At 39.2% G+C, this 23,881-nt stretch carries 24 protein-coding genes; 17 read left to right on the forward strand and 7 right to left on the reverse strand.

Annotated elements, in window-relative coordinates; translation table 11 throughout:
* Positions 1–390: 390 nt before the first annotated feature.
* A complete protein-coding gene (gene gltS, locus AC1M9I_RS00005; protein WP_035264641.1) occupies positions 391–1,614 on the forward strand; it encodes a sodium/glutamate symporter in 1,224 nt (407 codons plus the stop codon).
* A 48-nt stretch (positions 1,615–1,662) separates the two neighbouring features.
* On the opposite strand, the gene AC1M9I_RS00010 is transcribed toward gltS, so the two are convergent.
* Positions 1,663–2,514: an alpha/beta hydrolase family protein gene (locus tag AC1M9I_RS00010; RefSeq protein WP_481610505.1), complete on the reverse strand. Its 852-nt coding sequence runs from the start codon at positions 2,512–2,514 to the stop codon at positions 1,663–1,665.
* A gap of 120 nt (positions 2,515–2,634) precedes the next feature.
* On the reverse strand, positions 2,635–3,087 hold the full coding sequence (locus AC1M9I_RS00015) for a DUF441 domain-containing protein (protein ID WP_481594318.1): 453 nt from the start codon (positions 3,085–3,087) through the stop codon (positions 2,635–2,637).
* 123 nt (positions 3,088–3,210) lie between these two features.
* Between AC1M9I_RS00015 and AC1M9I_RS00020 the strand changes: the two genes are divergently transcribed.
* Positions 3,211–3,939 (forward strand): pseudouridine synthase, encoded by a 729-nt coding sequence (locus AC1M9I_RS00020; protein ID WP_481594319.1) that lies wholly within the window; start codon positions 3,211–3,213, stop codon positions 3,937–3,939.
* Between the two features lie 50 nt (positions 3,940–3,989).
* Here the strand turns inward: AC1M9I_RS00020 and AC1M9I_RS00025 are convergent, their stop codons facing one another.
* The 3 genes from AC1M9I_RS00025 to AC1M9I_RS00035 all read right to left on the reverse strand — a co-directional run bounded on the left by AC1M9I_RS00025 (position 3,990) and on the right by AC1M9I_RS00035 (position 5,887).
* Positions 3,990–4,433, reverse strand: a complete 444-nt coding sequence (locus AC1M9I_RS00025) for a GNAT family N-acetyltransferase (RefSeq protein ID WP_035264628.1) — start codon at positions 4,431–4,433, stop codon at positions 3,990–3,992.
* Between the two features lie 121 nt (positions 4,434–4,554).
* Positions 4,555–4,857, reverse strand: coding sequence for a type II toxin-antitoxin system RelB/DinJ family antitoxin (locus AC1M9I_RS00030; RefSeq protein WP_092766206.1), 303 nt, complete (start codon positions 4,855–4,857; stop codon positions 4,555–4,557).
* Positions 4,858–4,963: 106 nt separating this feature from the next.
* On the reverse strand, positions 4,964–5,887 hold the full coding sequence (locus AC1M9I_RS00035) for an RluA family pseudouridine synthase (protein WP_481592994.1): 924 nt from the start codon (positions 5,885–5,887) through the stop codon (positions 4,964–4,966).
* 116 nt (positions 5,888–6,003) lie between these two features.
* Here AC1M9I_RS00035 and tsaE point away from each other — a divergent pair, with 116 nt between their 5' ends.
* From tsaE to hfq, 4 genes are all read left to right on the forward strand, one after another.
* On the forward strand, positions 6,004–6,471 hold the full coding sequence (tsaE, locus tag AC1M9I_RS00040) for a tRNA (adenosine(37)-N6)-threonylcarbamoyltransferase complex ATPase subunit type 1 TsaE (protein ID WP_481592995.1): 468 nt from the start codon (positions 6,004–6,006) through the stop codon (positions 6,469–6,471).
* An 8-nt stretch (positions 6,472–6,479) separates the two neighbouring features.
* Entirely contained in the window at positions 6,480–8,432 is a 1,953-nt protein-coding gene (gene mutL, locus AC1M9I_RS00045; RefSeq protein ID WP_481610506.1) for a DNA mismatch repair endonuclease MutL, read from the forward strand.
* A gap of 6 nt (positions 8,433–8,438) precedes the next feature.
* Positions 8,439–9,383, forward strand: coding sequence for a tRNA (adenosine(37)-N6)-dimethylallyltransferase MiaA (gene miaA / locus AC1M9I_RS00050; protein WP_481610507.1), 945 nt, complete (start codon positions 8,439–8,441; stop codon positions 9,381–9,383).
* Between the two features lie 89 nt (positions 9,384–9,472).
* The gene (gene hfq / locus AC1M9I_RS00055) at positions 9,473–9,859 is read left to right on the forward strand and encodes an RNA chaperone Hfq (protein ID WP_481610508.1); all 387 of its coding nucleotides are present in this window, start codon (positions 9,473–9,475) and stop codon (positions 9,857–9,859) included.
* A 106-nt stretch (positions 9,860–9,965) separates the two neighbouring features.
* On the opposite strand, the gene AC1M9I_RS00060 is transcribed toward hfq, so the two are convergent.
* Together AC1M9I_RS00060 and AC1M9I_RS00065 are read right to left on the reverse strand one after the other, a co-directional pair.
* Entirely contained in the window at positions 9,966–11,264 is a 1,299-nt protein-coding gene (locus AC1M9I_RS00060) for a peptidylprolyl isomerase (protein ID WP_481591162.1), read from the reverse strand.
* Positions 11,264–13,738, reverse strand: a complete 2,475-nt coding sequence (locus tag AC1M9I_RS00065) for an LPS-assembly protein LptD (protein WP_092766270.1) — start codon at positions 13,736–13,738, stop codon at positions 11,264–11,266. The genes AC1M9I_RS00060 and AC1M9I_RS00065 overlap by 1 nt, the downstream gene beginning before the upstream one ends.
* A 119-nt stretch (positions 13,739–13,857) precedes the next feature.
* Between AC1M9I_RS00065 and AC1M9I_RS00070 the strand changes: the two genes are divergently transcribed.
* From AC1M9I_RS00070 to AC1M9I_RS00120, 11 genes are all read left to right on the forward strand, one after another.
* Positions 13,858–14,874 (forward strand): aminoglycoside phosphotransferase family protein, encoded by a 1,017-nt coding sequence (locus tag AC1M9I_RS00070; protein ID WP_481593000.1) that lies wholly within the window; start codon positions 13,858–13,860, stop codon positions 14,872–14,874.
* A complete protein-coding gene (gene murU / locus AC1M9I_RS00075; RefSeq protein WP_481593001.1) occupies positions 14,871–15,560 on the forward strand; it encodes an N-acetylmuramate alpha-1-phosphate uridylyltransferase MurU in 690 nt (229 codons plus the stop codon). The genes AC1M9I_RS00070 and murU overlap by 4 nt, the downstream gene beginning before the upstream one ends.
* An 85-nt stretch (positions 15,561–15,645) precedes the next feature.
* Positions 15,646–16,278 carry a 16S rRNA (guanine(527)-N(7))-methyltransferase RsmG gene (gene rsmG / locus AC1M9I_RS00080; protein WP_481610509.1) on the forward strand — a complete coding sequence of 211 codons (633 nt, stop codon included), beginning with the start codon at positions 15,646–15,648 and terminating at the stop codon, positions 16,276–16,278.
* Between the two features lie 23 nt (positions 16,279–16,301).
* The gene (locus AC1M9I_RS00085) at positions 16,302–17,084 is read left to right on the forward strand and encodes a ParA family protein (RefSeq protein ID WP_092766214.1); all 783 of its coding nucleotides are present in this window, start codon (positions 16,302–16,304) and stop codon (positions 17,082–17,084) included.
* Positions 17,081–17,971 carry a ParB/RepB/Spo0J family partition protein gene (locus AC1M9I_RS00090; RefSeq protein WP_035264597.1) on the forward strand — a complete coding sequence of 297 codons (891 nt, stop codon included), beginning with the start codon at positions 17,081–17,083 and terminating at the stop codon, positions 17,969–17,971. The genes AC1M9I_RS00085 and AC1M9I_RS00090 overlap by 4 nt, the downstream gene beginning before the upstream one ends.
* 233 nt (positions 17,972–18,204) lie before the next feature.
* The gene (gene msbA / locus AC1M9I_RS00095; protein WP_481610510.1) at positions 18,205–19,929 is read left to right on the forward strand and encodes a lipid A export permease/ATP-binding protein MsbA; all 1,725 of its coding nucleotides are present in this window, start codon (positions 18,205–18,207) and stop codon (positions 19,927–19,929) included.
* 3 nt (positions 19,930–19,932) lie between these two features.
* Positions 19,933–20,943 (forward strand): tetraacyldisaccharide 4'-kinase, encoded by a 1,011-nt coding sequence (gene lpxK / locus AC1M9I_RS00100; protein WP_481610511.1) that lies wholly within the window; start codon positions 19,933–19,935, stop codon positions 20,941–20,943.
* 9 nt (positions 20,944–20,952) lie between these two features.
* Entirely contained in the window at positions 20,953–21,714 is a 762-nt protein-coding gene (gene kdsB, locus AC1M9I_RS00105) for a 3-deoxy-manno-octulosonate cytidylyltransferase (RefSeq protein ID WP_481610512.1), read from the forward strand.
* 13 nt (positions 21,715–21,727) lie between these two features.
* Positions 21,728–22,705 carry a DNA polymerase III subunit delta' gene (locus AC1M9I_RS00110; protein ID WP_481610513.1) on the forward strand — a complete coding sequence of 326 codons (978 nt, stop codon included), beginning with the start codon at positions 21,728–21,730 and terminating at the stop codon, positions 22,703–22,705.
* A 25-nt stretch (positions 22,706–22,730) separates the two neighbouring features.
* A complete protein-coding gene (locus AC1M9I_RS00115; RefSeq protein ID WP_481587020.1) occupies positions 22,731–23,072 on the forward strand; it encodes a PilZ domain-containing protein in 342 nt (113 codons plus the stop codon).
* 31 nt (positions 23,073–23,103) lie between these two features.
* Complete coding sequence (locus AC1M9I_RS00120) at positions 23,104–23,874, forward strand: TatD family hydrolase (RefSeq protein ID WP_481594326.1); 771 nt, start codon at positions 23,104–23,106, stop codon at positions 23,872–23,874.
* Positions 23,875–23,881 lie beyond the last annotated feature (7 nt).

Here is a 23,881-nt window from a genome sequence, read left to right on the forward strand (position 1 = left end):
TGGAGTGAATGTTCGTCTTGTTTTCATTGAGCACCTCTTTGGTGAATACATTATCACCTAATTTAGTGTCCAACTTTATTAAACCACTACAGAGATTAAAAATTCTGATTCAGAAGAAGACGCACGTTATCAGAAATATAAAGATGAAACAGTAAACATGTCTGAATACGATAAACAGCGCTATTACAATCAGCATCACTTAGGTGTAGTCGAGCCAAATCGAGTTCGCGAATCAATTCGAGAACAAAGAAGAAAACAGGCGCAATAAACCAACAGGGCAGTACAAATAAATGTACTGCCTATAAATCACTGGAAAATTACATTTCAATAGCTGAATAAAGCATAATTCTTTGTGAAAATTGATTAAAATTAAAACATTAGGGAAATACAATGAATTTTGAAGTTGATGCCTTTGGCACCATCGTGATTGCCGTATTTTTTCTATTTATTGGGCGATACCTTGTCAACCGAGTCCAATTCTTTAAAAACTACAATTTACCTGAACCTGTGATTGGCGGTTTAGTCGCAGCAATTACAGCATTCATCTTATTTAAATTCTTTAATATTAGTGCCACCTTTGATGCGCAAATTCAAAGCATTTTAATGCTGATGTTCTTTACCTCTGTGGGCTTAGGTGCAGATTTTGTTAAATTAAAAGATGGTGGTAAAGCCCTATTTATATTTTTGTTCTGTGTGATCGGATTTGTGATCGTTCAAAATATTGTTGGGGTGAGTTTAGCGACGGTATTAGGTTTAGATCCGCTCATCGGTTTAATTGTAGGTTCAATCACCTTAACGGGTGGTCATGGCACGGCAGGTGCATGGGGCCAAGTGCTTGAAACCCAGCATGGCATTCAAGGTGCTATTGTATTGGGTATGGCAAGTGCGACCTTTGGTCTGATCATTGGTGGTATCGTTGGTGGTCCAGTTGCTAAATTTTTAATTAAACGTCATCAACTGGCTGACAAAATTGACAATGATCAAAACGAATCACAATTGGATGATCAGTTAAAATCTGCACCATTTGAATATCCAAAAAAGACACGATTAATTACTGCAAGTAATGCGGTTTCGACCCTTGGTATGTTTGCACTTTGTATATTCACAGCAAACTTAATGACAGATTTTAGTCAGGGTAAATGGTTTGAGCTTCCAACCTTTGTTTGGGCGTTAGGTTCAGGTGTGATTTTGAGAAATCTGCTTGAGCATGTATTCAAAGTGAATATTTTTGATCGTGCGATTGATGTGTTTGGAAATGCATCGTTATCGCTCTATTTATCTATGGCATTGTTATCATTACAACTGTGGTTATTAGCAGATTTAGCAGGTCCGTTAGTCACGATTCTGATTGTGCAAATGCTGGTATTGATTTTATACACTGCTTTTGTGACATTTAAAGTGATGGGGAGCAACTACGATGCTGCAGTTTTATCAGCAGGTCACTGTGGTTTTGGTATGGGTGCGACGCCAACGGCTATTGCCAATATTCAAGCAGTAACCAATACCTATGGTCCTTCACACAAAGCATTCTTACTCATTCCACTGACAGGTGCTTTTTTCATTGATATTGTAAATGCGATAGTGATCCAGCTTTCGATTGGAATATTGGGATAGAGCAAGTTTAAAAAACCGCCTTTAAGGCGGTTTTTTACTTATGGAGATTTATATATGCAGTTGAGATTCGATCATCGGCCAAATATTTTGATGTGACTGTTTGAACATCATCATGTGTCCGATTGCTTTATGTCCCAGCTCTTTAGGTTTGAGTTCGATCGCTTCGGTAGGTGCATTAGGGTATAAACGAAGTAAATCCTGAACATTTGCTTCAGTTGCAATCTCATCATCACTTGCCCAAATGGCTGTGACAGGAATTCGTATCTCTTTGTGATAGTCTTGATCTAGGGTAACCGTTTTCCCAATCGCATTAATAACATAGCCAGGTTGACTACAAAATTGAGCCCAGTCACGTGCAACATCTTTCGGTAGATTTTCCCCCATACCAATGGCTTGGGTAGGGCCGTAACCGAGCGTCATACGTGCGAGAGGAAAAATACCTTTAAACATCACAGGGGCAAGTAGTTTCGTACGACCTTTGAGCCCTTTTACATGCCCAGTCGAACCTGCAATTGCAACGACTTTTGCAACTTTATCATGGTTGGGGGTAATCCCAATGAGTTGTCCGCCAGCGCTGTGACCGACAAGAATAACTTGCTTGGCATGGGTGAGTTGTAAGAGTTGATCAATTGCAGCGGGAATATCCAACTGCCCCCATTGCACAATACTTGCTTTGGATTGCTTCAATGGGCCATAAAGAGAAGCACCAATACCACTAAAATCAAACACCATTACGGCATAGCCTTGTTGGTTAAGCCATTCGCAAAATCGATGATAAAACTTTTGAGTAATTCCAGTGGCAGGGCACACCAAGACAGGAAGACGCTTTGAATGCTCGGCAGGAAAAAAGGTAGCAGCAAGTTCGTATTGATCCTGACGAATAATTTTAATTTTTTGCATAATTTAAACTGTGCAAGTATCCGTAATCAAAATACTTTACCGCAGTTCTAAAAGATCAAACCAACAAATGATGACTGTTGCGTTTGTGAAATGACTGTTCAGTCGTGAAAGCAACCTGTTTCAAGAAGTGCCGATGATAATGGAAAGTATTCCTGCTGCAATTAAAGGTCCAACAGGGACACCACGTAAAATAGCCACACCTGCTACAGTACCAATCAGAAGTCCAGCGACAATATTTGGCTGATTCGCCATAAGCGTTACGCCACGACCACCTAGCCATGCCACCAATAAACCGATTCCAATGGCTAAAATTGAGTTTAAGCTCAAGAATGACTTGAGGATATCTTTACCCGGAATGGTGCCACTGGCAATTGGCGTGAGTACGCCAATGGTGAGGATAATAATGCCGATATTTAAACCATGCTGTTGAAGCAATGGAAAATACACGTTTAAAGGGGTGATACGAAAAACAATAAGTACTGCGACTGCAATTGTGACAGCTGTATTTTGACTGAATATTCCACATGCCAATAAAATGATTAGAACGATTAAATTGAGGTCTAATTGAGACATAAAGAAGATCCAGTGCTTATCAGGACAGTACTTGAAAGTTATAATAGTTTAACTGATTTAAAGTCTGCATTCAGATGGCATCCTTTAAATTTCAACGAATATTGTAAGTAATGGAAGTGATTCATGGTTCTGGAAAAAATGTTACAGTCTCAAGGCTTTGGATCACGAAAATATTGTCAACAATTAATTAAAGCTGGTGCAGTGGTCATTGATGGTACTGTGATCACGGACCCGAAATATAAACTGAAGCTTCAAGGTCTTAGCTTCCACGTGTATAACGATGAATATACTTATCGTGAAAAAGTTTATATAGCACTCAATAAACCTGTAGGCTATGAATGCTCGCATCAAGCGACGCATCACTTCAGCGTGTTTGAATTAATCGATGACATATTGTTGCAAAGGGGAGTGCAAACAGTCGGACGTTTAGATCAAGACACGACTGGTATATTGTTACTTACAGATGATGGACAATTTCTGCAAGCGCTGACTCATCCTAAAAAACATGTTCCTAAAGTTTATCAAATGCATACAGCAGATCCAGTCACTGAGCAGCAAATCATTCAATTGGGTCAAGGTGTAGAGCTTCGCAATGAAACAGGATTGTTTCAAGCAACAGATATTCAACTCATAAGCAATCAACACCTACAATTTACAGTGCATCAAGGCGTTTATCATCAAGTAAAGCGTATGGTTGCTGCTGTGGGAAATCGTGTTGAATCATTGCATCGACTGCAAATTGGACAATTAAAATTAGATCAGCTTGCTGAAGGTGAATATTGCTATCTCACTGAACAGCAAATACTCGCCGCAAAAAATCAAAGTCCTGATGCTCAACTCCTTGAGATTTAAATCATCAATGCTAAAGACTCTATTCTCAAGACGATATGTTATGTAATGCCTTAAGATAGAAAGCAATGATAGGTTTGGAATTCATTGTCTTTGACGAAGCCCATCTTTTCGTAAAGTTGGTGAGATTGAAAGTTACTTCGTTGCGTCTCTAATGAAATTCGACTGGCTTTTTCGGATTGTGCAAACAAAATTGCAGTGTCAATGAGTTGTTTAGCTGAACCTTGTCTTCTATAAATTGGAGTGACATATACATCATCTAAAATGTAGTAGCTTGAACAAGCATGGGACGAAAAACCTAAATAAAGAATCACGAACCCAGTGATTACATCATTTTTGATGTGAATAAAAATAACACTTTGTTGGTTTTCGAATCGCTGTTTTAGAAAATCATAGGATTGTTGAATATTGGATGATGCACCATAAAACTGTCGGTATTCATCAAAAAGTACAGCGAGTTGATTGAGATCTTCTGTTGTGGCTTTCCGTACTATCACTGTTGAGCTCTCCTCAGATCATTATTTTTAATGTTGTTATGATGAAGAGCTAAACATATTTGCGCAGGGCGCTGTAAATTAAATTGTTTAAAAATACGACAAAGTTAACTTATGTCAAAAATTAATCTTTATCGCTTTCACCCAAAAGTGCATTCAATTCTGCAAAAAAATCGTCGTCATCTAAACTCGAAGTTGTAGTGTTGGAATCTTGTTGTTCTTGCTTAAGCTTTTTGAGTTTCAACAATTGATCCATGTTGATCGTTTGATTTTCGATTGCAAAAGGAATGGACTTTGTCAGTACAACTTGTTTGAAAAATAAACGCACTGCTTGCGCTGGTGTAATCCCCAATTGCTTAAAAACTGCAAAGGCTTGTTTTTTTTCTTGTGAGTCAAGTCGAACTTGATAAACTTCTGTTTTTCTCATGAATTAAAACCAAACGACTCTAAATTTAAGTGCTTATTTTAATCTAAGTAAATGTAATTTCAATGTCTGAACGTGAAAATTATATAAATTTGTCATTACAATGAATCTACAATGTCAGTGTTTGCGTGCTTTTAAAGTGCATTTCAATATTTAATATCGGATCAATAAATTGAAGCTCATCAGCAAGTAATTGCAACGGAGCACTGAAATCATCCTCAGCTTTATGCGCGATTACCGGATAAAAAGGATCATTTTTGATTGGAATATTGAGTGCATTGAGGTGAACGCGAAGTTGATGTTGCTTACCAGTCAGCGGTTTCAAAATATATCGTCCCCACTGTGAGTTGTGTTCTATCAGGTCAATTTGAGTGACAGAATTGGTAACGCCTTCACATACTTTCATTATATAAAATGGATTTCCCTTTTCTATGCGCAATTCAACTGTTCGTGGAAAGACTAAGTCTTTTGAGTAAGGTGCGATGGCTTGATATGTTTTGGATACTTTACGATCTGCAAAAAGTTGTTGATATACTCCGCGACTTTCAACTTTTTTTGAAAATAAAACAACACCTGCTGTTTCGCGGTCTAAACGATGAATCGGAGTGAGATGAGGATTATCAGTGAACTGCTTTAATCTCACCAATAAGGTTTCTTGAACATATTGACCTGTCGGACTCATGGTTAAAAAATGAGGTTTATCCACCACGAGCAGATCATCGTTTTCGTATAAAATCTTTTCCTTAAATGGAACATGAATTTCGTCTGCTAAAAAACGATAATAAAATATATGAGAATTGGGTTGATACGCCGAGTTGATGGAAAGTTTGTTGCCATCTGTATTATAAATAAGACCATCTTGAAAGCGTTGTTGCCATTCCAGTGCGTCTATATGAGAAAAGGCTTGAATGAGAAAATCATAAATCGTGATCGGGGAGATTTGTAGATTTGGAAGAAATACTTTGCTGGCTGTTACACCATTGATCATCGGTGGCGTAAAACTTGGGGCACTTTCTGAATTTGATTTTGACATAACAAGACAACAGAATAAAAAAATGATCAGATGAATGAGTTTTTGAACAAGTCTAGATAGGCACTGTTCAGGAGCATGCTATTATACCTCTTCAACAGATGTCTAATGTGATCCAGATGCAATATTCTTTTCAACTCAACTTAAATGATGAAGCAGATACTCAAAAATTAGCTGCATGTTTAGGGCAGTGTATTGAAAAGGGTGTCATATACCTCATTGGAGATTTGGGTGCGGGTAAAACCACCCTGACGCGTTATTGGCTGCAAAATTTAGGTCATCGTGGTGCGGTTAAAAGCCCGACTTATACACTGGTTGAACCCTATAAAATCAATCAGCAGGATGTCTTTCATTTTGATTTGTATCGTTTGAATGATCCTTATGAACTTGAGTTGATGGGTCTTCGTGATTATCTGGATATTGCTGATGCGCTATTCTTGTTTGAATGGCCCTCTAAAGGTGGTGACGAAATTCCAGAAGCAGATGTTATCTTGAATATTGAGAAATCTGATGATGAGTCAGTGCGTCATGTCACGATTTCTTCAAATGATGAAGCTTTACTCGCAAAATTAAAGACACAGTTTTAAATAAATCTATGGCGCATGATCTTAGCTTGAATCGAATTCAAACCTTATCTCCTGCATTAGCAAACCAAATTGCTGCGGGAGAGGTAATTGAACGTCCTGCATCAGTGGTGAAGGAACTTCTAGAAAACTCCATTGATGCAGGTGCGACTGAATTAATCATTCGAGTCGAACAAGGCGGTAGTACGCTGATTGAGATTATCGATAATGGCAAAGGAATTCATCCTGAGGATCTTCCGCTTGCGGTCATGCGTCATGCGACCAGTAAAATTCAAACTGCTGAAGATTTACATGCAATTGTGAGCTTAGGTTTTCGCGGAGAAGCCTTGGCTTCCATTGCTGCTGTTTCGCGCTTGACCTTGACCAGTAGTCGTGATGATTCAGGAATTGGTTATCAGGTCGAAGTAAACGGCACGGCCTTTGATCATCAAGAGATTCAAGCTGTTGCTACTCAGCAAGGCACACACATACGTGTACAAGATTTATTTTTTAATGTGCCAGCAAGACGAAAGTTTTTAAAAAAGCCAAATACGGAATTTGGTCACATTGAAGAAATCGTACGGCGCTTAGCCTTAACGCATTTCGATATTCGGATTGTGCTGGAACATAATGGTACTATCCGTTTAAATTTGCCTGTCGCAGACAGTGGTCAACTCAGATTTCAACGTGTACAGCAGCTTTTAGGCCGACAATTTACGGAAAATGCGTATTGGATCGATGCTGATAGTGTCAATATGCGCTTATCAGGATGGTTAGGTCATCCTTCTGATGCTCGAGCACAAAGTGATTTGCAGTATGTGTACGTCAATGGTCGTATCGTAAAAGATAAAACAATCTCTCATGCTTTGCGAATGGCCTATGATGGCATCTTACATGGGCATCAACATGCAGCTTATTTGTTGTTCTTAGAAGTTGATCCTGAATTTATTGATGTGAATGTGCATCCGACTAAGCATGAAATTCGTTTTTTGAATCAACGTGAAGTACACGAATTTGTACGTCATTTTGCCAAAGAAACATTGTCGCAATTTCAGACTGCGACTGCGGATTTAGCCCAAGCTTTAAAGCTTGATCAAGATGTCATCGCACCATCAGTTCAGCTACCACGTTATCAAGAGCAATTTAATTTGCATCAAAATGCTCAAGCATCGCCCCCTATGTCCCAGACGTTGCAGGAATCGAGTCATGAGGGGTATTTAACAGATTTTAGTGTTAAACAGCCTCAATCAGTTCAATATAGTGCGCCGAGCCAGCCTTATTCAAATTCTAATATCAGTAATGCACTCAAGTCTTATTTGGCACCTTTGAAAGAAACGTCATCTAATTTTGAAGTTCCTCATGATGCTGAGATGGAATCAACATCGTCTAGAGTTGATGAGTTCCCCTTGGGGATTGCAATTGCACAACTTCATGGAATTTATATTCTGGCGCAAAATTCTGAAGGTTTGATCATTGTAGATATGCATGCCGCGCACGAGCGGATCTTATTACAGCAAATGAAATCTGCTTGGGATAAACCTGAATTTTGGACATCACAGCAGTTGCTTATTCCAAAAGTGATTTCAATTACACGCATGCAAGCCACGCGTATAGAGGACCTTAAGCCTCAGTTGGCGCGGCTTGGTTTAGAAATTGATCAATATGGCGATGAGCAAGTGATAGTGCGAGGTGTGCCTGCTATTTTGCACAAGGCCGATTTTAATGCATTAATCCCAGAACTTTTGAATGATCTTGATCCCAATGATGAGGCCAGTGCTTTACAACAAAAAAGAGACCATATCTTGGCAGGAATGGCATGTCATGGCGCAGTGCGTGCGCATCGCATGTTAAGTATTTCTGAAATGAATGCACTGTTGAGGCAGATGGAACAAACTGAGTTTGCAAGTCAATGTAATCATGGACGACCAACTTGGAGAGCTTTTCCACTTAGTCAATTAGATAAATTATTTGCTCGAGGAGAGTAATTGCACATGTCAAATCAAATGCCAGTCATCAACTTAATGGGGCCGACTGCGAGTGGGAAAACTGCTTTGGCATGTGAGCTATATGAGCGCGGTAATTTTGAAATTGTTTCAGTGGATTCTGCGTTAATCTATAAGGACATGGATATCGGTTCGGCAAAGCCATCAAAAGAAGAGCAGGAGCGATATCCACATCACTTGATTGATATTATTACACCGCTCGAGGTTTATTCGGCAGCTCAATTCGTTGAAGATGCATCGCTGCTGATTGATGAAATACATTCACGCGGTAAGACCCCAATCTTGGTGGGTGGGACGATGTTGTACTACAAAGCACTGTTGGAAGGCTTGGCAACGAATCTCCCTAATGCTGATGAAAAGGTACGTCAACAAATTGAAAATGAAGCCATGGCATTGGGTTGGGAGAGCGTCTACGAAGAGTTAAAATGTGTCGATCCTATGGCAGGTGAGAAGTTTAAAGTGAGTGATCGTCAGCGCATTATACGCGCGCTAGAAGTCTATCGTCTGACAGGTCGACCTATCACTGAGCTTCAAGCAGAACAGCCCAAAAAACAGCCATATCGTTACAATTTTCATAATTATGCGCTGTTACCTGATCGTGTAGAATTACACAAAAGAATTGAACTGCGCCTAAAAATAATGTGGGATATCGGTTTTTTAAATGAGGTAGAGTACCTGATTGAAAAATACGATTTAAACGATAATTTGCCATCGGCGAGATCTGTTGGATATCGCCAAGCTTTAGATTTTCTTAAAAATAGTGATAGAAGTCTCAAATCTAAGCAAAATATGGAAGACAAGTGTTTGTTTGCAACACGACAACTGGCTAAACGTCAATACACTTGGTTACGTTCTTTGCAAGAAGCGCACAGTTTTCAAACTTTTTTGACGATAAAGCAAGCTCAAGAAGACTTGCGAAACTTATATGGATAAAGCAAAATTTACTCACTATCTTTTTTATAAATTTTAATTGAAAAATAAAGATAGTTTTTTTGCGCTGATTTTATTTTTTGGAGTATAACATGTCTAAAGGTCAAACTTTACAAGATCCGTTCTTAAACTCTCTCCGTAAGGAACGTATTCCAGTTTCAATCTTTTTAGTCAACGGTATTAAATTACAAGGTCATATCGAATCATTTGACCAATACGTTGTATTATTAAAAAACACGGTAAGCCAAATGGTTTACAAACACGCTATTTCAACAGTTGTACCTGCACGTAATCCACGTCCTGCTGGTGCTCCTGCTGGCGCTCCTGCTGGTGTTCAAGGTGGCTTCGGTGGTCAACAAGGCGGCTTCGGTGGTCAAGGTGGCTTCGGTGGTCAAGGTGGCTTTGGTGCGACTTCTACACCAAACTTTGATGGCGAAACAAAATTTGATGATGCTCAAGAAGACGATAACAATCGTTAATTTTTGAGTAATCAAAAAGGCACCTGATGAAGGTGCCTTTTTTTATATGAACAGCCTAAAAATTAAAATTAAAGCCCCCATAGTGGAGGCTCTCAATTAAGAAAAATTAGTTTTGGTTGGGTTGTTTAATTTCAACGTATGTACTTGCGCGAAGCTCTCTTAACCAGCCATCTAACTCTGCATCAAATTGACGGTCACCAAGAATTTGGCGCGCTATGCGTTTTTGCTGTTCCTGAGTCATGTCTTGCTGACGTGCATCAGTAACTTGCAAAATATGCCAACCAAACTGTGTTTCAAAAGGTTCACTGACTTCGCCAATTTTCGCAGTCTGCATTTTTTGATCAAACTCTGGCACCATCATACCTGGTGAAACCCAACCTAAGCTACCACCATCACGTGCAGAACCTGGATCATTAGAATAAGTTGCAGCAAGGACTGCAAAATCATCACCTGCCTTTACACGGCTATAGATACTGTCAATAGTGTGTTTGGCATTTTCAGGACTCACCACTTCAGAAGTCTTAATCAGAATATGGCGAGTTTGGTATTGTGGCACAATTGTCTTTTTCTGATTTGACTTGCGCTCTAAGAGTTTCAACAAGTGGATGCCATCTCGAGCCTGAATTAAATCAGTAGTATTGCCTGGTGAAACTAAAGCGATACTCGATGCAAGTTCTTCTGGAATATCTGCGATTGAGCGCGAGCCCATATCTGCACCTTCAACTTTAATTGTAGATGTAGAAAATTGTTTCTGTATCGCATCTACATCATTCGAAGCTTGAAGTGCATCTTGAACTTGTTGCGCGACTTGAGTGAGTTCTTGTTGAGAGGCTTCACCAGAAATTCTGAAGTGAATCACGTGAGCTTGAGTACCCACAGCAGCTTGACCTTCCGGTGATTTGAGGAAGTTTTCAACATCTTGGTCGCTGATTTTGATGCGTGACATCACTTGTTGTTGACGTAAGCGCTGAATAGCAAGATCATCAGCGACTTTAGCACGTAGGTTTTCATAAGTGCCTGGAGCCATACGGTCAAGCTTTTGCTGGAAGTCTTCTAGGCTATTACTGTTCGACTGGCGAGCAACATTAAGTACAGCATCATTTAAAGTTTTTTCATCAACTTGAATGCCATAGCGTTTTACTTGTTCAAGTTGCGCATTTTGGATGATAAGTTTATTCAGAGCTTGATTTTCAAGTACCTGAAGTGGTGGTACATCCTGTTTTTGAGCTTTAAGCTGATGTTGTAGCTCAGCGACACCTTGTGCAATGTCACTTTTTAAAATGGCGCTTTTGCCAACAATAGCAACGATTTGATCTGATGGGTTTGCATAACTTGACACTGATGCAGAAATAACAAGTGCTAACGCTGAAGCTTTAAAGAGTTGTTTTAAATTTTGCATCTTCATTAATTCGTCCAATTTTGTTTAACTTTATCGAAACCCAAGATTCGATTTTCCAGTAAAGAGCTTAACTTACTGTTTAAGCCACCAAGTCCTTTAAGTGTAAACTCTGCCATTACAGCACGTTTTTGTTTGGTGTCTGGTGCATTAACATCATCTAAGTCATTGTAATAAGAGCGACCATAGACCGAAACACCCCAGCAGCACGACTCATAATTAATACCTAAAAGGTACTCGCGTGCAACACTGTTGTCTAGATCATATTGCATATGACCCATCAAATTCCAATTACCTTTCACAGGTTGTATAAAGGATGCTGTAACTTGGTCATAGTGGTCTTGACGATCTTCAAGTCGCTTACGATTAAAATAACCAAAGTTGTATAGGTTACCTTGATCACCTGTGTAATACACTTGTAGATCACGTTGAGCATTATCTCCGTTAGACATCCACATTGAGTTTGCATTCACAGTAAAGTTCTGAGAAAGCTGGCTGGCAATGCTGATCACAGGACCAGTTTGACGCTCAGTATTAAATGGGTCATTTTGACTATTATTCAAAGTCACCTTACGGTCTTCAAAATAGTAACTTTGTCCGATGCTGGCACGTAAACGTTCTAATCCGATAGTATCAAAGAGGCTGTAACTTACCCCGAGTGATAAGAAGTTATTATCTTCTAGGCGGTCATGACCGTAAAAGCGACGTGGATTAAAGAGTTGATCGTAATTCAGGGACGCTGCGGTTGAGTCAAAGTTTGGTGAACTGTTTTGATTTCTATGTGGTGCATAAGCATAGAATGCACGTGGTGTGATGGTTTGTAAGAATTTTCCATCTTTTTCAAAGATAAGACCAGCATCTAAAGTAAACTCTGGAACTATAACTGCATTGTCTTTGGTATTTTTTCTTTGTTCTTCGGTGATACGATCAATCGTATTTTGATCAAAGAAGGTATTTATAGAGCGAACTGATGCTTGAGGTATAAAGAATGACCATTGATTGCGGAAATTATATCGAGCAGAAAACTCATTATAAAGACGTGTACCACTTGGTTGATAAATGGTGTCCATATTTGAGTTGTCTGAAGCATTTAAGTCATTAATATCTTTTTGGAAATATGCTGTATCGTTATTAAATTCATATTCCAGTCCTTGCGGATTACCAGTGATATAATTGACGAGCAATTGCGGTAGTCGTGCATAGGGGCGATCAACATCATCAACATCAGGGTCTAGCGTCTGGAAGTCTTCAACTTTGAGTTGCGCGCGTAACCCTGGAATTCCATTCGCGTAATTAAGATCCCAAGCGCGGCGTTGGTTTAACTCCGTTCTTGTATTCGGATTGCTGTCTAGATCGGCAAAGAAGTCTTTATCAGAAACATAGTTGTATTCTAAATTGGTCATCCATTGGTCATTGATTTTCCAATTATGCAAGAGGTGTAAATCTTTACGATCTTCATCATCATATTTACGATCTTGTGCTAAATAACCACCCCAAATACGACCTCCACCATATTGTTCAGTCAGATATCTGAACTCACCCTCAGCCATCAATCCACGGCCGCCAATGAAACGTGGAGTTATAGTCGCATCATAATTGGGTGCTAAATTGAGATAAATTGGCGCCTCAAGTTCTAAACCACCATCGTTGGTATAACCAAAACCTGGGTTTAATAAGCCAGTGGTACGACGATCATCAATAGGGAAATTGAAATATGGCACAGCCAGCACTGGTGTGTTTTTAATATATAGTTTAGTGCCTTTGGTCACGCCACGCCCAGTGTCTTGATTTAACTCAATCGAATTGGCTTGAATCTTCCATGTTGGGCTTTGCTCAGGTGGACACGTGCTATAAGTTGCATTCTGAAGGAGTAAAATATTGGGTGAGGTGCGCTCAATATTTTCTGCACGACCATGCCCATGTGTCGCTTCTGAAATATAAAAGCTGTTATTGAGGCGTCCCGTTTGGGTTTTTAAATTGTAGTCAATTTGATCACTTTGAGCCAATAAACCCGCTTGTGCCAACTGTACATTGCCAGAAGCTTTGGCATGGGTTTGAGTGTTGTCAATTTTAATCTTATCTGCACGAACCATACGACCTTGCTGATCGATGATGACATTGCCTTCTAATTCTGAATCACCATTTGGATTGTAATATGCACGATCAGCGGTGATGATCGATGTTGCTTGCTCAGGATCAACTGCTTTAGTATCAGGGCTGATAGGTGTCAACCAAGTTTGAGCACAAAATTTCGAGCTTGGGGAGAACGTGCTACGTTGTTGCGCTTCGGCTGAATTTTTATTGACATAATATTGATCAAAGAAGCGCTGACCAGGGTAGCTTTCTTTAATTGCAGTTTGAAGTGCTTGATTGTCCACCTCAGTTGTACTGTCTTTAGAGTCGGCATAACTTGAGACTGTGCTACCACACAATAAGGTTAAAATAGCAGTCGCCAAAGGGCTGAAAGTAAACTGATGCTTCATTTATATCATTAACCAAGTATGCAAATTGCAATTAATTATTGTCGCATCATAGAGAAAAAACGGATTAGTGGCTACACTTAGCACTTTAAATATTCAGCCTGTACTAGAATTTATAGCAAATGAATACACAACGTGAACAATTGATACATACGTGGGTGCAATCTGTACTTCAATCAGAGCAGTTCGAAATAAAATATTTAGCAGGCGATGCCAGTTTCCGTCGCTATGCGCGAATCACCTTGAATAATAAATCATTTATGTTAATGGATGCACCTCCAGAAAAAGAAGATTGTGTACCTTTTGTGACGATTGATGAATTCTTTGATCGTCATGGTGTTCGTGTTCCACATATTGTTGCAAAGGATTTAGAGCAAGGGTTGTTGCTTCTTGAAGATTTTGGGGATGAGCTTTTAGCGAACCATTTAAACAATGACACGGTAGATCAGCATTATTTACAGAGTTTTAAACAACTCATTCAATTACAGTCTATTCATGGTGTGGATCAGTTTCCAGAATATAGTTACGAAAAATTAATCAGTGAAATGGAGTTATTCACAGATTGGTTGCTTCCATCACTAAATATTCGATTAAATGCTGATGAACAAGGTTTGATTAAGCGTACTTTTGCGATATTGGCAAATGTGGCTTTAGCTCAACCACAAGTGATTGTTCATCGAGACTTTCACAGTCGTAATCTCATGTTGTTGAATGATGAACAAGAACAAGGCGTAATTGATTTTCAAGATGCGGTAATCGGTGCGGATACCTACGACTTGATTTCAATTACACGTGATGCATACGTGCAATGGCCTCCAGCACGTGTAAAACAATGGTTTAAAACCTTCTATGAATTATTACCAGATGATTCAAAAATTGATCGTGATTTAGAGCGCTTCATTAAAGATGCTGACTTCATGGCGATTCAACGCCATTTAAAGATTTTAGGTATTTTTGTGCGATTGTTTGAACGTGATGGAAAGTCGGGCTATTTAAAAGACCTGCCTCGTGTCATGTGGTATTTACTCGAAGAGTCGAAGCCTTACGCTGAACTCACTCCATTTATTCAATGGGTTGAAGATAAAGTGCTTCATGCATTTGAAGCCAAGTATGGTCACTATGAGGTAGTAGCTGCATGAAAGCCATGATTTTAGCAGCCGGTCTGGGTAACCGTATGCGTCCCTTGACGCTTTATAAACCAAAGCCACTGTTGGAAGTGGGTGGAAAGCCTTTAATTGTATGGCATATTGAAAAACTAAAGTCGATTGGTGTTAGTGAAATTATTATTAATTCGGCATGGCTGGCCGACAAATTGATCGGTGCTTTAGGCGATGGTTCTCAGTTTGGTGTGAACATTCGCTGGACGCGTGAAGATGAGGGTTTGGAAACAGCTGGTGGAATCATCAATGCTTTGCCGTTGTTGGGTGAAGAACCATTTATTCTCGTCAATGGGGATGTGTGGACTCAGTTTGATTTTGCTCAGTTGCTTGAGCTTGATTTACAAGAAGATCTAGCACACTTGGTACTTGTACCAAATCCGCTACAACATCCTCAAGGTGATTTCACACTATTAGATGGTCGTGCTTATACTTTTGAGCAAGAAAAAGAGGGCGAAAATCTGACTTATAGTGGTATTGCGGTGATTCATCCTCGTTTATTTCAAGGTCTAGAATGGGGCAAGCGTCCTTTAGCACCTTTGCTTAAAGATGCTATGCACAACCACAGAATTTCTGCTGCAAAAATGGCAGAAACGTGGGTGGATGTGGGTACTCCAGAAAGGTTGATGCAGTTGGATCAGCAAATTCGAGAAGGACAATTTAACTAACTGAGTATTCACTAAGCGTTAAATAGTGTTCCACGATGCATAAAACGGTATACTTTGATTAATTTTATTGAGATGTTTACTGTTTATGCATCCTTTTTTTCATGAGTTACAACAAGGTAGTCAAAAACTAGGTTTATCACTCACTGGTGAGGCGTTGAGTTTATTATTAAAATATCAAGATGCGCTTGTATTGTGGAATAAGGCGTACAACTTGACCGCGATTCGTGATCCTAAAGAAATGTTAGTTAAGCATTTATTGGATAGCCTCAGCATCTTGAAAGACTTGCCTCAAGGGCGATTGCTTGATATCGGTACCGGTGGTGGTATGCCGGGGATGATCATCGCGCTATGTCAACCTGAGCGAAGCTGTGTGCTTCTGGATTCGAATGGAAAAAAAATTCGTTTTCTCAAACAGTTTATTGCTGATCTAAAACTAAAAAATGTTGTGGCAGTTCAAACTCGAGTAGAGAATGAAGAGAGTATTAATGAACTGGGTAAATTCGATGTAATTACCAGTCGTGCTTTCGCCTCACTGACAGATTTTATTACTGCTTCTCGTCCTTTTATGCATGAAAACAGTGTTATTGCTTCTATGAAAGGTTTAATTCCTGTTGAGGAAATTGAAAACCATAAAGATGAGTTGAGTTGCGAAATTATTGAGCTTCACGTTCCTCGTTTAGATGAACAACGTCATTTATTGCTACTTAAACAAATTTAAAAAATCTAGGGATTGGGGTTACCATGGCTCAAATTATTGCTATTGCGAACCAAAAAGGTGGCGTAGGTAAAACCACGACTGCTGTAAATTTGGCTGCATCATTAGCAGTGCTTAAAAAGCGAGTATTGTTGATTGATATGGACTCTCAAGGCAATGCCACTATGGGTTCAGGTATTCAAAAGAATGATCTCTTATACTCAGTAACTGATGTTTTACTGGGTGAAGTGCCAATTGAAACTGCCATCACTAAAGCTGAAGTTGGATATCGCGTAATTGGCTCCAATCGTGATTTAGCAGGTGTTGAATTAGCCATTGCTGAGCAAGACGGTCGTGAATTTATTCTGCGTGATGCGATCCAACAAATTGAAGATAAGTTTGATTACATCATTGTGGATTGTGCACCAAGCTTAAGTTTGATCACGGTAAATGCATTGGCTGCTGTTAAAAGCGTGATCATTCCAATGCAGTGTGAATATTATGCCTTGGAAGGTTTGGCGGATTTAACACAAACGATTGATCGTATTCAACAAGCGTTAAATCCTGATTTAGAAATCATTGGTGTATTGCGTACCATGTACGATGCTCGAAATGCGCTGACACGTGATGTGTCGGATGAGTTGGAGCAGTATTTTGGTAAAAAATTATACGAAACGGTTATTCCTCGAAATGTGCGTTTAGCGGAAGCGCCAGCACATGGGTTGCCGATTATTTATTTTGAAAAAAGTTCTAAGGGTGCAGTGGCTTATTTGAATCTTGCTGCTGAAATGTTAAAAAAAACCAAAGTGAAAAAAGGAAGTAAAGCATGACCGTGAAGAAAAGAGGCTTAGCAAAGGGTCGTGGCTTAGATGCGTTATTGGGCTCTATTCAAAAAGAAAAATTACAATTAGAAGCACAGTCATTAGATCATGGTCAGCTCAAACAAGTAGATGTCAAACTTCTTAAACGTGGTAATTATCAGCCGCGACGCTTTATTCATGAAGAAGACCTTCAGGAATTAGCATCTTCTATTAAAAAGCATGGCATCATGCAGCCGATTGTCATTCGTCCAATTGAGGATGATGTACATCAATATGAAATTATTGCAGGGGAGCGCCGTTGGCGAGCAGCTCAAATCGCTGGACTAAATGAAGTTCCTGCAATTGTTCGTGATTTGTCAGATCAAGTTGCAATTGCGTTGGCATTAATTGAAAACATTCAACGCCAAGATTTAAATCCAATTGATCAAGCTATGGCATTGCAGCGTTTTCATGAAGAGTTTGGATTAAGTCACCAAGAAATTGCTGAAACGGTGGGTAAGGCACGTACTACAGTAAGTAATTTATTGCGCTTATTAAGCTTAGCGGATCCGATTAAAGACCATATCCAACAAGGTCAATTAGATATGGGGCATGCGCGTGCAATATTGACTTTGCGTGCAAAAGACCAAATTGAAATTGCAAAAATTGTCATTGAAAAAAACCTTTCTGTTCGTCAAACAGAACAGTTAGTGCGTGATTTTAATGCACCAAAACAGGATAAGCCAAAACCATCAATTTCAGCTGATTTAGAGCAACTGACTCAGCGTCTTTCTGAACGTTTCAGTGCAGATGTTAAAATTGATCACAATAAGCAAGGTAAAGGTAAGCTTGTGATTCATTACCATTCACTTGATGAGTTAGATGGTATTCTAAATATCTGTTTAGATGAAAAATAATTAATTTAAAAGCAGTAAATGTGATTTATTTAGATGAGTTTGAGATTTAAGTCATTTAGGTCTCAATACTCCAATTGAGCTAAGGTTTACTTTGATCATTCCATACAATCAGGTCATTGATTTTAGAGTGGGGCAGACTTTAGCATTCGATGTTCGAATTATGTATGATTAAATTGCATACGTGCTGAATCTGTTTAGGTGTTTAAGGATACCGTACCAATTAGAGGTTGTGAGTGAAGCAAGATTTTAAAGTGTATATGCGTTTGTTGAGTTACTTAAAACAGTACTGGACGATTGCATTGATTGTTGTATTTGGTTTTGTGCTGAATGCCGCGACTGAAGTTTCTGTTGCGAAATTATTAGAGTATATTATCAATGCCATTCAAGAACAGGATCGAAGTTTCACGAACTTATTCCCATTTTTGGTTGTTGTTTTGATGTTTGTACGAGGAGTGGGGCTATTTCTAGGTGGATACTACACTTCGGTGATTTCTCGAAATCTAATTTTTAATATTCGCCAAGAAGTTTTTGCTAAGTTAATGCGATTGCCGTCGCAATATTATTTAGATAACACTAGTGGTCATATTACTGCCAAAATTATGTACAACGTTGAACAGCTGACTGCTGCCTCAACGGAGTCATTAAGAACCTTATTACAACAAGGTTTGATCACCATTGCGCTGTTAGGATATTTGTTCTATTCCAACTGGCGCTTGACTTTATGTATTTTGATTTTTGCGCCATTAATCGGTTTGTTGATTAGAAAAGCTGCTAAACGTATGCGTAAGCTGTCTACTCAAGTGCAAGATACGATGGGTGATGTAAACCATGTAGTGCAAGAAACCGTGAATGGTAATCTGGTTGTTAAAGGGTTTGGTGGACAGGCATACGAGCAAACTCGTTTTAAAGAAACCTCACTCGAAAACTTGCGTCGTGGTTTAAAAATGGTTGCAGTACAACAATTAAATAGTCCTGTTGTACAACTTATTATGGCGATCGCTTTAAGTATTGTGATTTGGATTGCTTTAAGACCTGAGATATTACAGGATACTTCAGCGGGTCAGTTTGTTGCGTATATTACTGCAGCCGGTATGTTGAGTAAGCCGATTAAAGCTTTAACCGATATCAATGAAAAATTACAGCGAGGAATGGCTGCAGCACATTCAGTATTTGAGTTATTGGATATGCCTGAAGAAAAAAATGAAGGGCAGTTAAAACCACAACTCAAAGGCAATATTGAATTTAATCAGGCAAATTTAACATATAGCGATGGTTTCCATGCCATCCATGATTTCAATTTAAATGTTAAAGCTGGGCAGACTGTAGCGTTGGTGGGGCGTTCGGGGGCTGGTAAGTCTTCTTTAGTTAACTTATTGGTTCGTTTTCAAGAATTAAGTTCAGGGTCAATCAAATTTGACGGCCATGATATTCAAGATATTGAAGTTACAGCGTTACGCTCACAAGTGGCTATGGTCAATCAGCAAGTCGTGCTGTTTAACCGTACTGTTCGTGAGAATATTGCTTATGGTCAGTTACAAGATGCTTCGGAAGAGCAGGTTATTGCTGCTGCGAAAGCTGCTTATGCCCATGACTTTATTATGGCACTGCCTCAAGGCTATGACACACCATTAGGTGCTCAAGGTTTAAATTTATCTGGCGGACAAAGACAGCGTATTGCAATTGCTCGCGCAATCTTAAAAAATGCTCCAATTTTAATTCTTGATGAAGCGACAAGCGCATTAGACAATGAGTCTGAATACTTTATTCAGCGTGCTTTTGATGCAGCTATGCAGGATCGGACCACGATTGTCATTGCACATCGATTATCAACGATTGAGAATGCAGATCTTATCGTAGTAATGGATAAAGGTCGGATATTAGAGCAGGGAACACATCAGGAATTACTCGATTTGCGTGGTGCATATTTCCAACTGCATCAACGTAATTTTGAGGAATAAGTTATGTCTATTGCGCAGGTCATTCAAAACGCTTGGAATAAGCAATCCAAGTGGTTGATTGTATTGCGACCCCTGTCATTGCTTTATCGATTAGGATTTTCCCTGAATAAAGCCTTGTATCAACATGGTATAAAACCTATTTATACTGCACCAGTTCCTGTCATGGTCATTGGCAATATAACGGTAGGTGGCAGTGGTAAAACACCGTTATTAATTCAATTGGTTAAATATCTTCAACAAAAAAATATTCGAGTTGGAGTAATTAGTCGAGGCTATGGTGGTAAAGGTCCTTTTCCTGCAAGCGTGAATCTCGATTCTGAGCCAAATGAAGTAGGTGATGAGCCCTGTTTAATTGTGCAATCTACTGGCGTGCCGATGGTCGTAGGTGGGCAACGACAGAAAAGTGTAGAGTTACTTCTCTCTCAGCATCAACTTGATTTGATCATTAGTGATGATGGTTTGCAACATTGGGCACTTGATCGTCAATTAGAATGGATTGTGCTGGATAACAATCGTGGTTTGGGCAATCAGAAACTGTTGCCAGAAGGCTTTTTGCGTGAGCCAGTAGCACGGTTATGCAGTGGTACAGTAATTGAACATGCTGAACAACCAAGTTCAGATCTTTATATGCAATTACAAGTCGCAGCGCCGTACTTGCTAAATCCAGTCGAAGATCAAGTTGAATATTTTGCCACTGATTTGAATTATTATGCGGTTGTTGGTATTGGATTCCCGCAACGGTTTTATAAAACCCTTGAAAGTATGGGCTTAAAGCATTTTCAGTGCCATGAATTTCCTGATCATTATGATTATCAGATTGACGATTTACAATTTGAAGATTCAAATCCAATCATCACCACTGAAAAAGATGCTGTAAAACTCCTCCCTTTGTTAAAACAACATCCAGAATTTAGTCGTGAAATTTGGGTGGTTCCTGTTGAAGCAGTTTTATCATCAGCTTGTTATGATTTGCTGGATCAACAGCTTGCAAAACTCGGTATCGTAAACACATAAGGAATATCCATGAAACATATTGTAATACCTGCTCGCTTTGCAAGTTCGCGTTTACCTGGAAAACCACTACTTAAAATACACGGGCGTGAAATGATTTTACGTGTGGTAGATCAGGCGCGAAAAGTGACTGGGTTTGATGATTTATGTGTTGCTACTGATGATCAAAGAATTGTTGATCTTTGTAAGGCAGAACAAATTGATGTTGTGTTGACCAGTGCAGAACACCCTTCTGGAACCGACCGATTGAGTGAAGTTGCACGAATCAAAGGTTGGGCGAGTGAAGATATTATTGTAAATGTGCAAGGTGATGAACCATTATTGCCTGCATCTTTAGTCCAACAGGTTGCTTCTTTGTTAGAGCAAAAGCCTGAATGTTCAATGTCCACTTTGTGTGAAGTGATCAAAGAATTAGAAGAATTTAAGCGCGATAGTATTGTGAAAGTCGTTATGAGTAAGTTCAATGAAGCGCTTTATTTCAGTCGTGCAACCATTCCATATGATCGTGATGGATCAAAGCAACAACCACATTTACTACATCCTAAAGCCTACCGACATCTTGGTTTATATGCCTATCGAGTGAAGTTGCTGCAAGAGTACGTGACATGGGATCAGGGAGATCTCGAGGTTTTAGAAAGCCTTGAGCAACTGCGTGTTTTAGAAAATGGTCATCGAATCGCAATTGATGTGGCAGAGGTGAGCTTACCACCAGGTGTGGATACGAAACAAGATTTAGACCGTCTTAATGCAATGCCTATTTCTCATTTCCAATAGTATAGATTAGTCAATGACTCAGACTCAGCATGTTTATCCTTGGCAACTCAATGTATGGAGCACACTGACTCAGCGGTTTCCTCAAGTTGGTCATGGATTACTTTTTTATGGCAAAAAAGGCTGTGGTAAAGAAGCTTTTACCCAGCAATTTGTTACTTGGCTGCTATGTTTAGATAAGCAGCCAAATCAACCTTGTGGTCAGTGTTCGAGTTGTTTGTGGCTAAAATCAGATACTCATCCAAATTATGTTTACGTCACGACGGATGAGGACAATAAGAAACAAAACGCTAAAATTAAAATTGAGAAAATTCGTGAATTACAGCCATTCGTGCAACAAACCGTCGATGGTTGGCGGGTTATTGTGATTGAACCGGCGGAAGCGCTCAATATTGCATCGTCAAATGCTTTATTGAAAACACTTGAAGAACCAGGTGAGCGTGTTGTGATTATTCTTTTGGCGGATCATTATTTAAAATTACCAGCCACTATACGAAGTCGCTTACAACATTACGCCTTAGATCGGCTGACTGATGATCAAGCCAATGCATATTTGAATGAACATTTGAATGCAGAGCAGCAGACTTTGAGCACACTGTTGCTTAACCTTTCGAATGGTATGCCTTTAGCTGCTATTGAGTTGGCCTCAAGTGAATGGTTAACTCTGCGAAGTGAGTTTATAAATGATTGGTATCATTTAGTCAGTCAAAAAAATATGCCAATGCAGTACGCTTCTAAATGGAATAAGCAACTCAACTTTTCCGAGTTGATTTTTATGTTTGAGTACTTATTAGCTGATCTTGTTGCATACAAAATGGAACAAAATGTAAAAAATAGCGATTTAGACTTTAGTTTGTTGGCTGAGCAATATCAATTAGAGCAATTATTTGATATTTATAACGATGTGCATCAAGCAAAACAAATGGTTGAGCAGAATGTTCAATCAAATTTAATTGTTGATCAGCTTTTTATAAAATTAATGAATGTTCAATAATCATGTTTGAATACAGGGGATAGAGATGCAGCCACGTCCGGGCGGTTTATTACAAGTCAATATTAATGATCGCGAAACTCTGCAATCCAGTTATATGCCTTTTGTTGAGGGTGGTGGATTATTTATTCCAACCAAACATCCAGTCAAAATGGGTGAAGAGATTTTTATCTTGGCAACACTTCCTAATCAAACCCAAAAAATACCAATTACGGGTAAGGTGATTTGGATTTCCTATAAGCAATCGGGCATTAAACCACAAGGTTTTGGATTGCAGTTAACTGGAGATAAAGGAGCCTATTACAAGATGGAAGCAGAAAAAATACTCGCTGGAAGTATGTCAACAGCACGCGCAAGCTTTACAATGTAGGCTCTGACTTAAAAAATTAAAAGGTGTCCTTGTGTTTGTAGATACACACTGTCATTTAAACATGCTCAATCTTGAACCTTACGAGGGAAATATCGATTTAGCAATTCAGCAAGCGATTGATGCTGGTGTCACAAAAATGATGGGGATATCCGTTGATTTGGATGATCATATTGTTCTGTCAGAAATTGCAGCTCGACACGAAGGAGTGGGTTACAGTGTTGGGGTGCATCCATGTGAAGATCCAGCAGTCATGCAGCGTGCTACTGTTGAAACTTTGGTTGAATTGGCGAGTAAAGATAAGGCCTGGGCAATTGGTGAAACGGGTCTAGATTATTATCACAGTACTGAATTTGTTAAAGAACAAAAAGAATGTTTTGCACGACATATTCAAGCTTCACAGATGGTGAAAAAGCCAGTGGTTGTACACACACGTTCATCTAAAAACGATACGATAGATATTATAAGAGCTGAAAAGTCGACACATGGAATTTTGCATTGTTTTACTGAGGATTGGGATACGGCAAAAGCGGTTCTAGATTGCGGTTATTACATTTCATTTTCAGGAATAGTATCGTTTAAAAATGCTCAGGATTTACGTGATGTGGCCAAGCAAGTTCCATTAGATCGACTATTAATTGAGACTGATAGCCCTTATTTAGCACCAATGCCATATAGAGGAAAGTCTAATGAACCAAAGTATGTCCCATATGTAGCCAAAGCATTAAGTGATGTATATGATAAGTCAGTCGAGGAGATTGCCTTTATTACAACGCAAAATTTCGAGAATCTTCTACGAATGTAGTAAAAAA

This window comes from Acinetobacter sp. ANC_7553 (genome assembly GCF_056779895.1).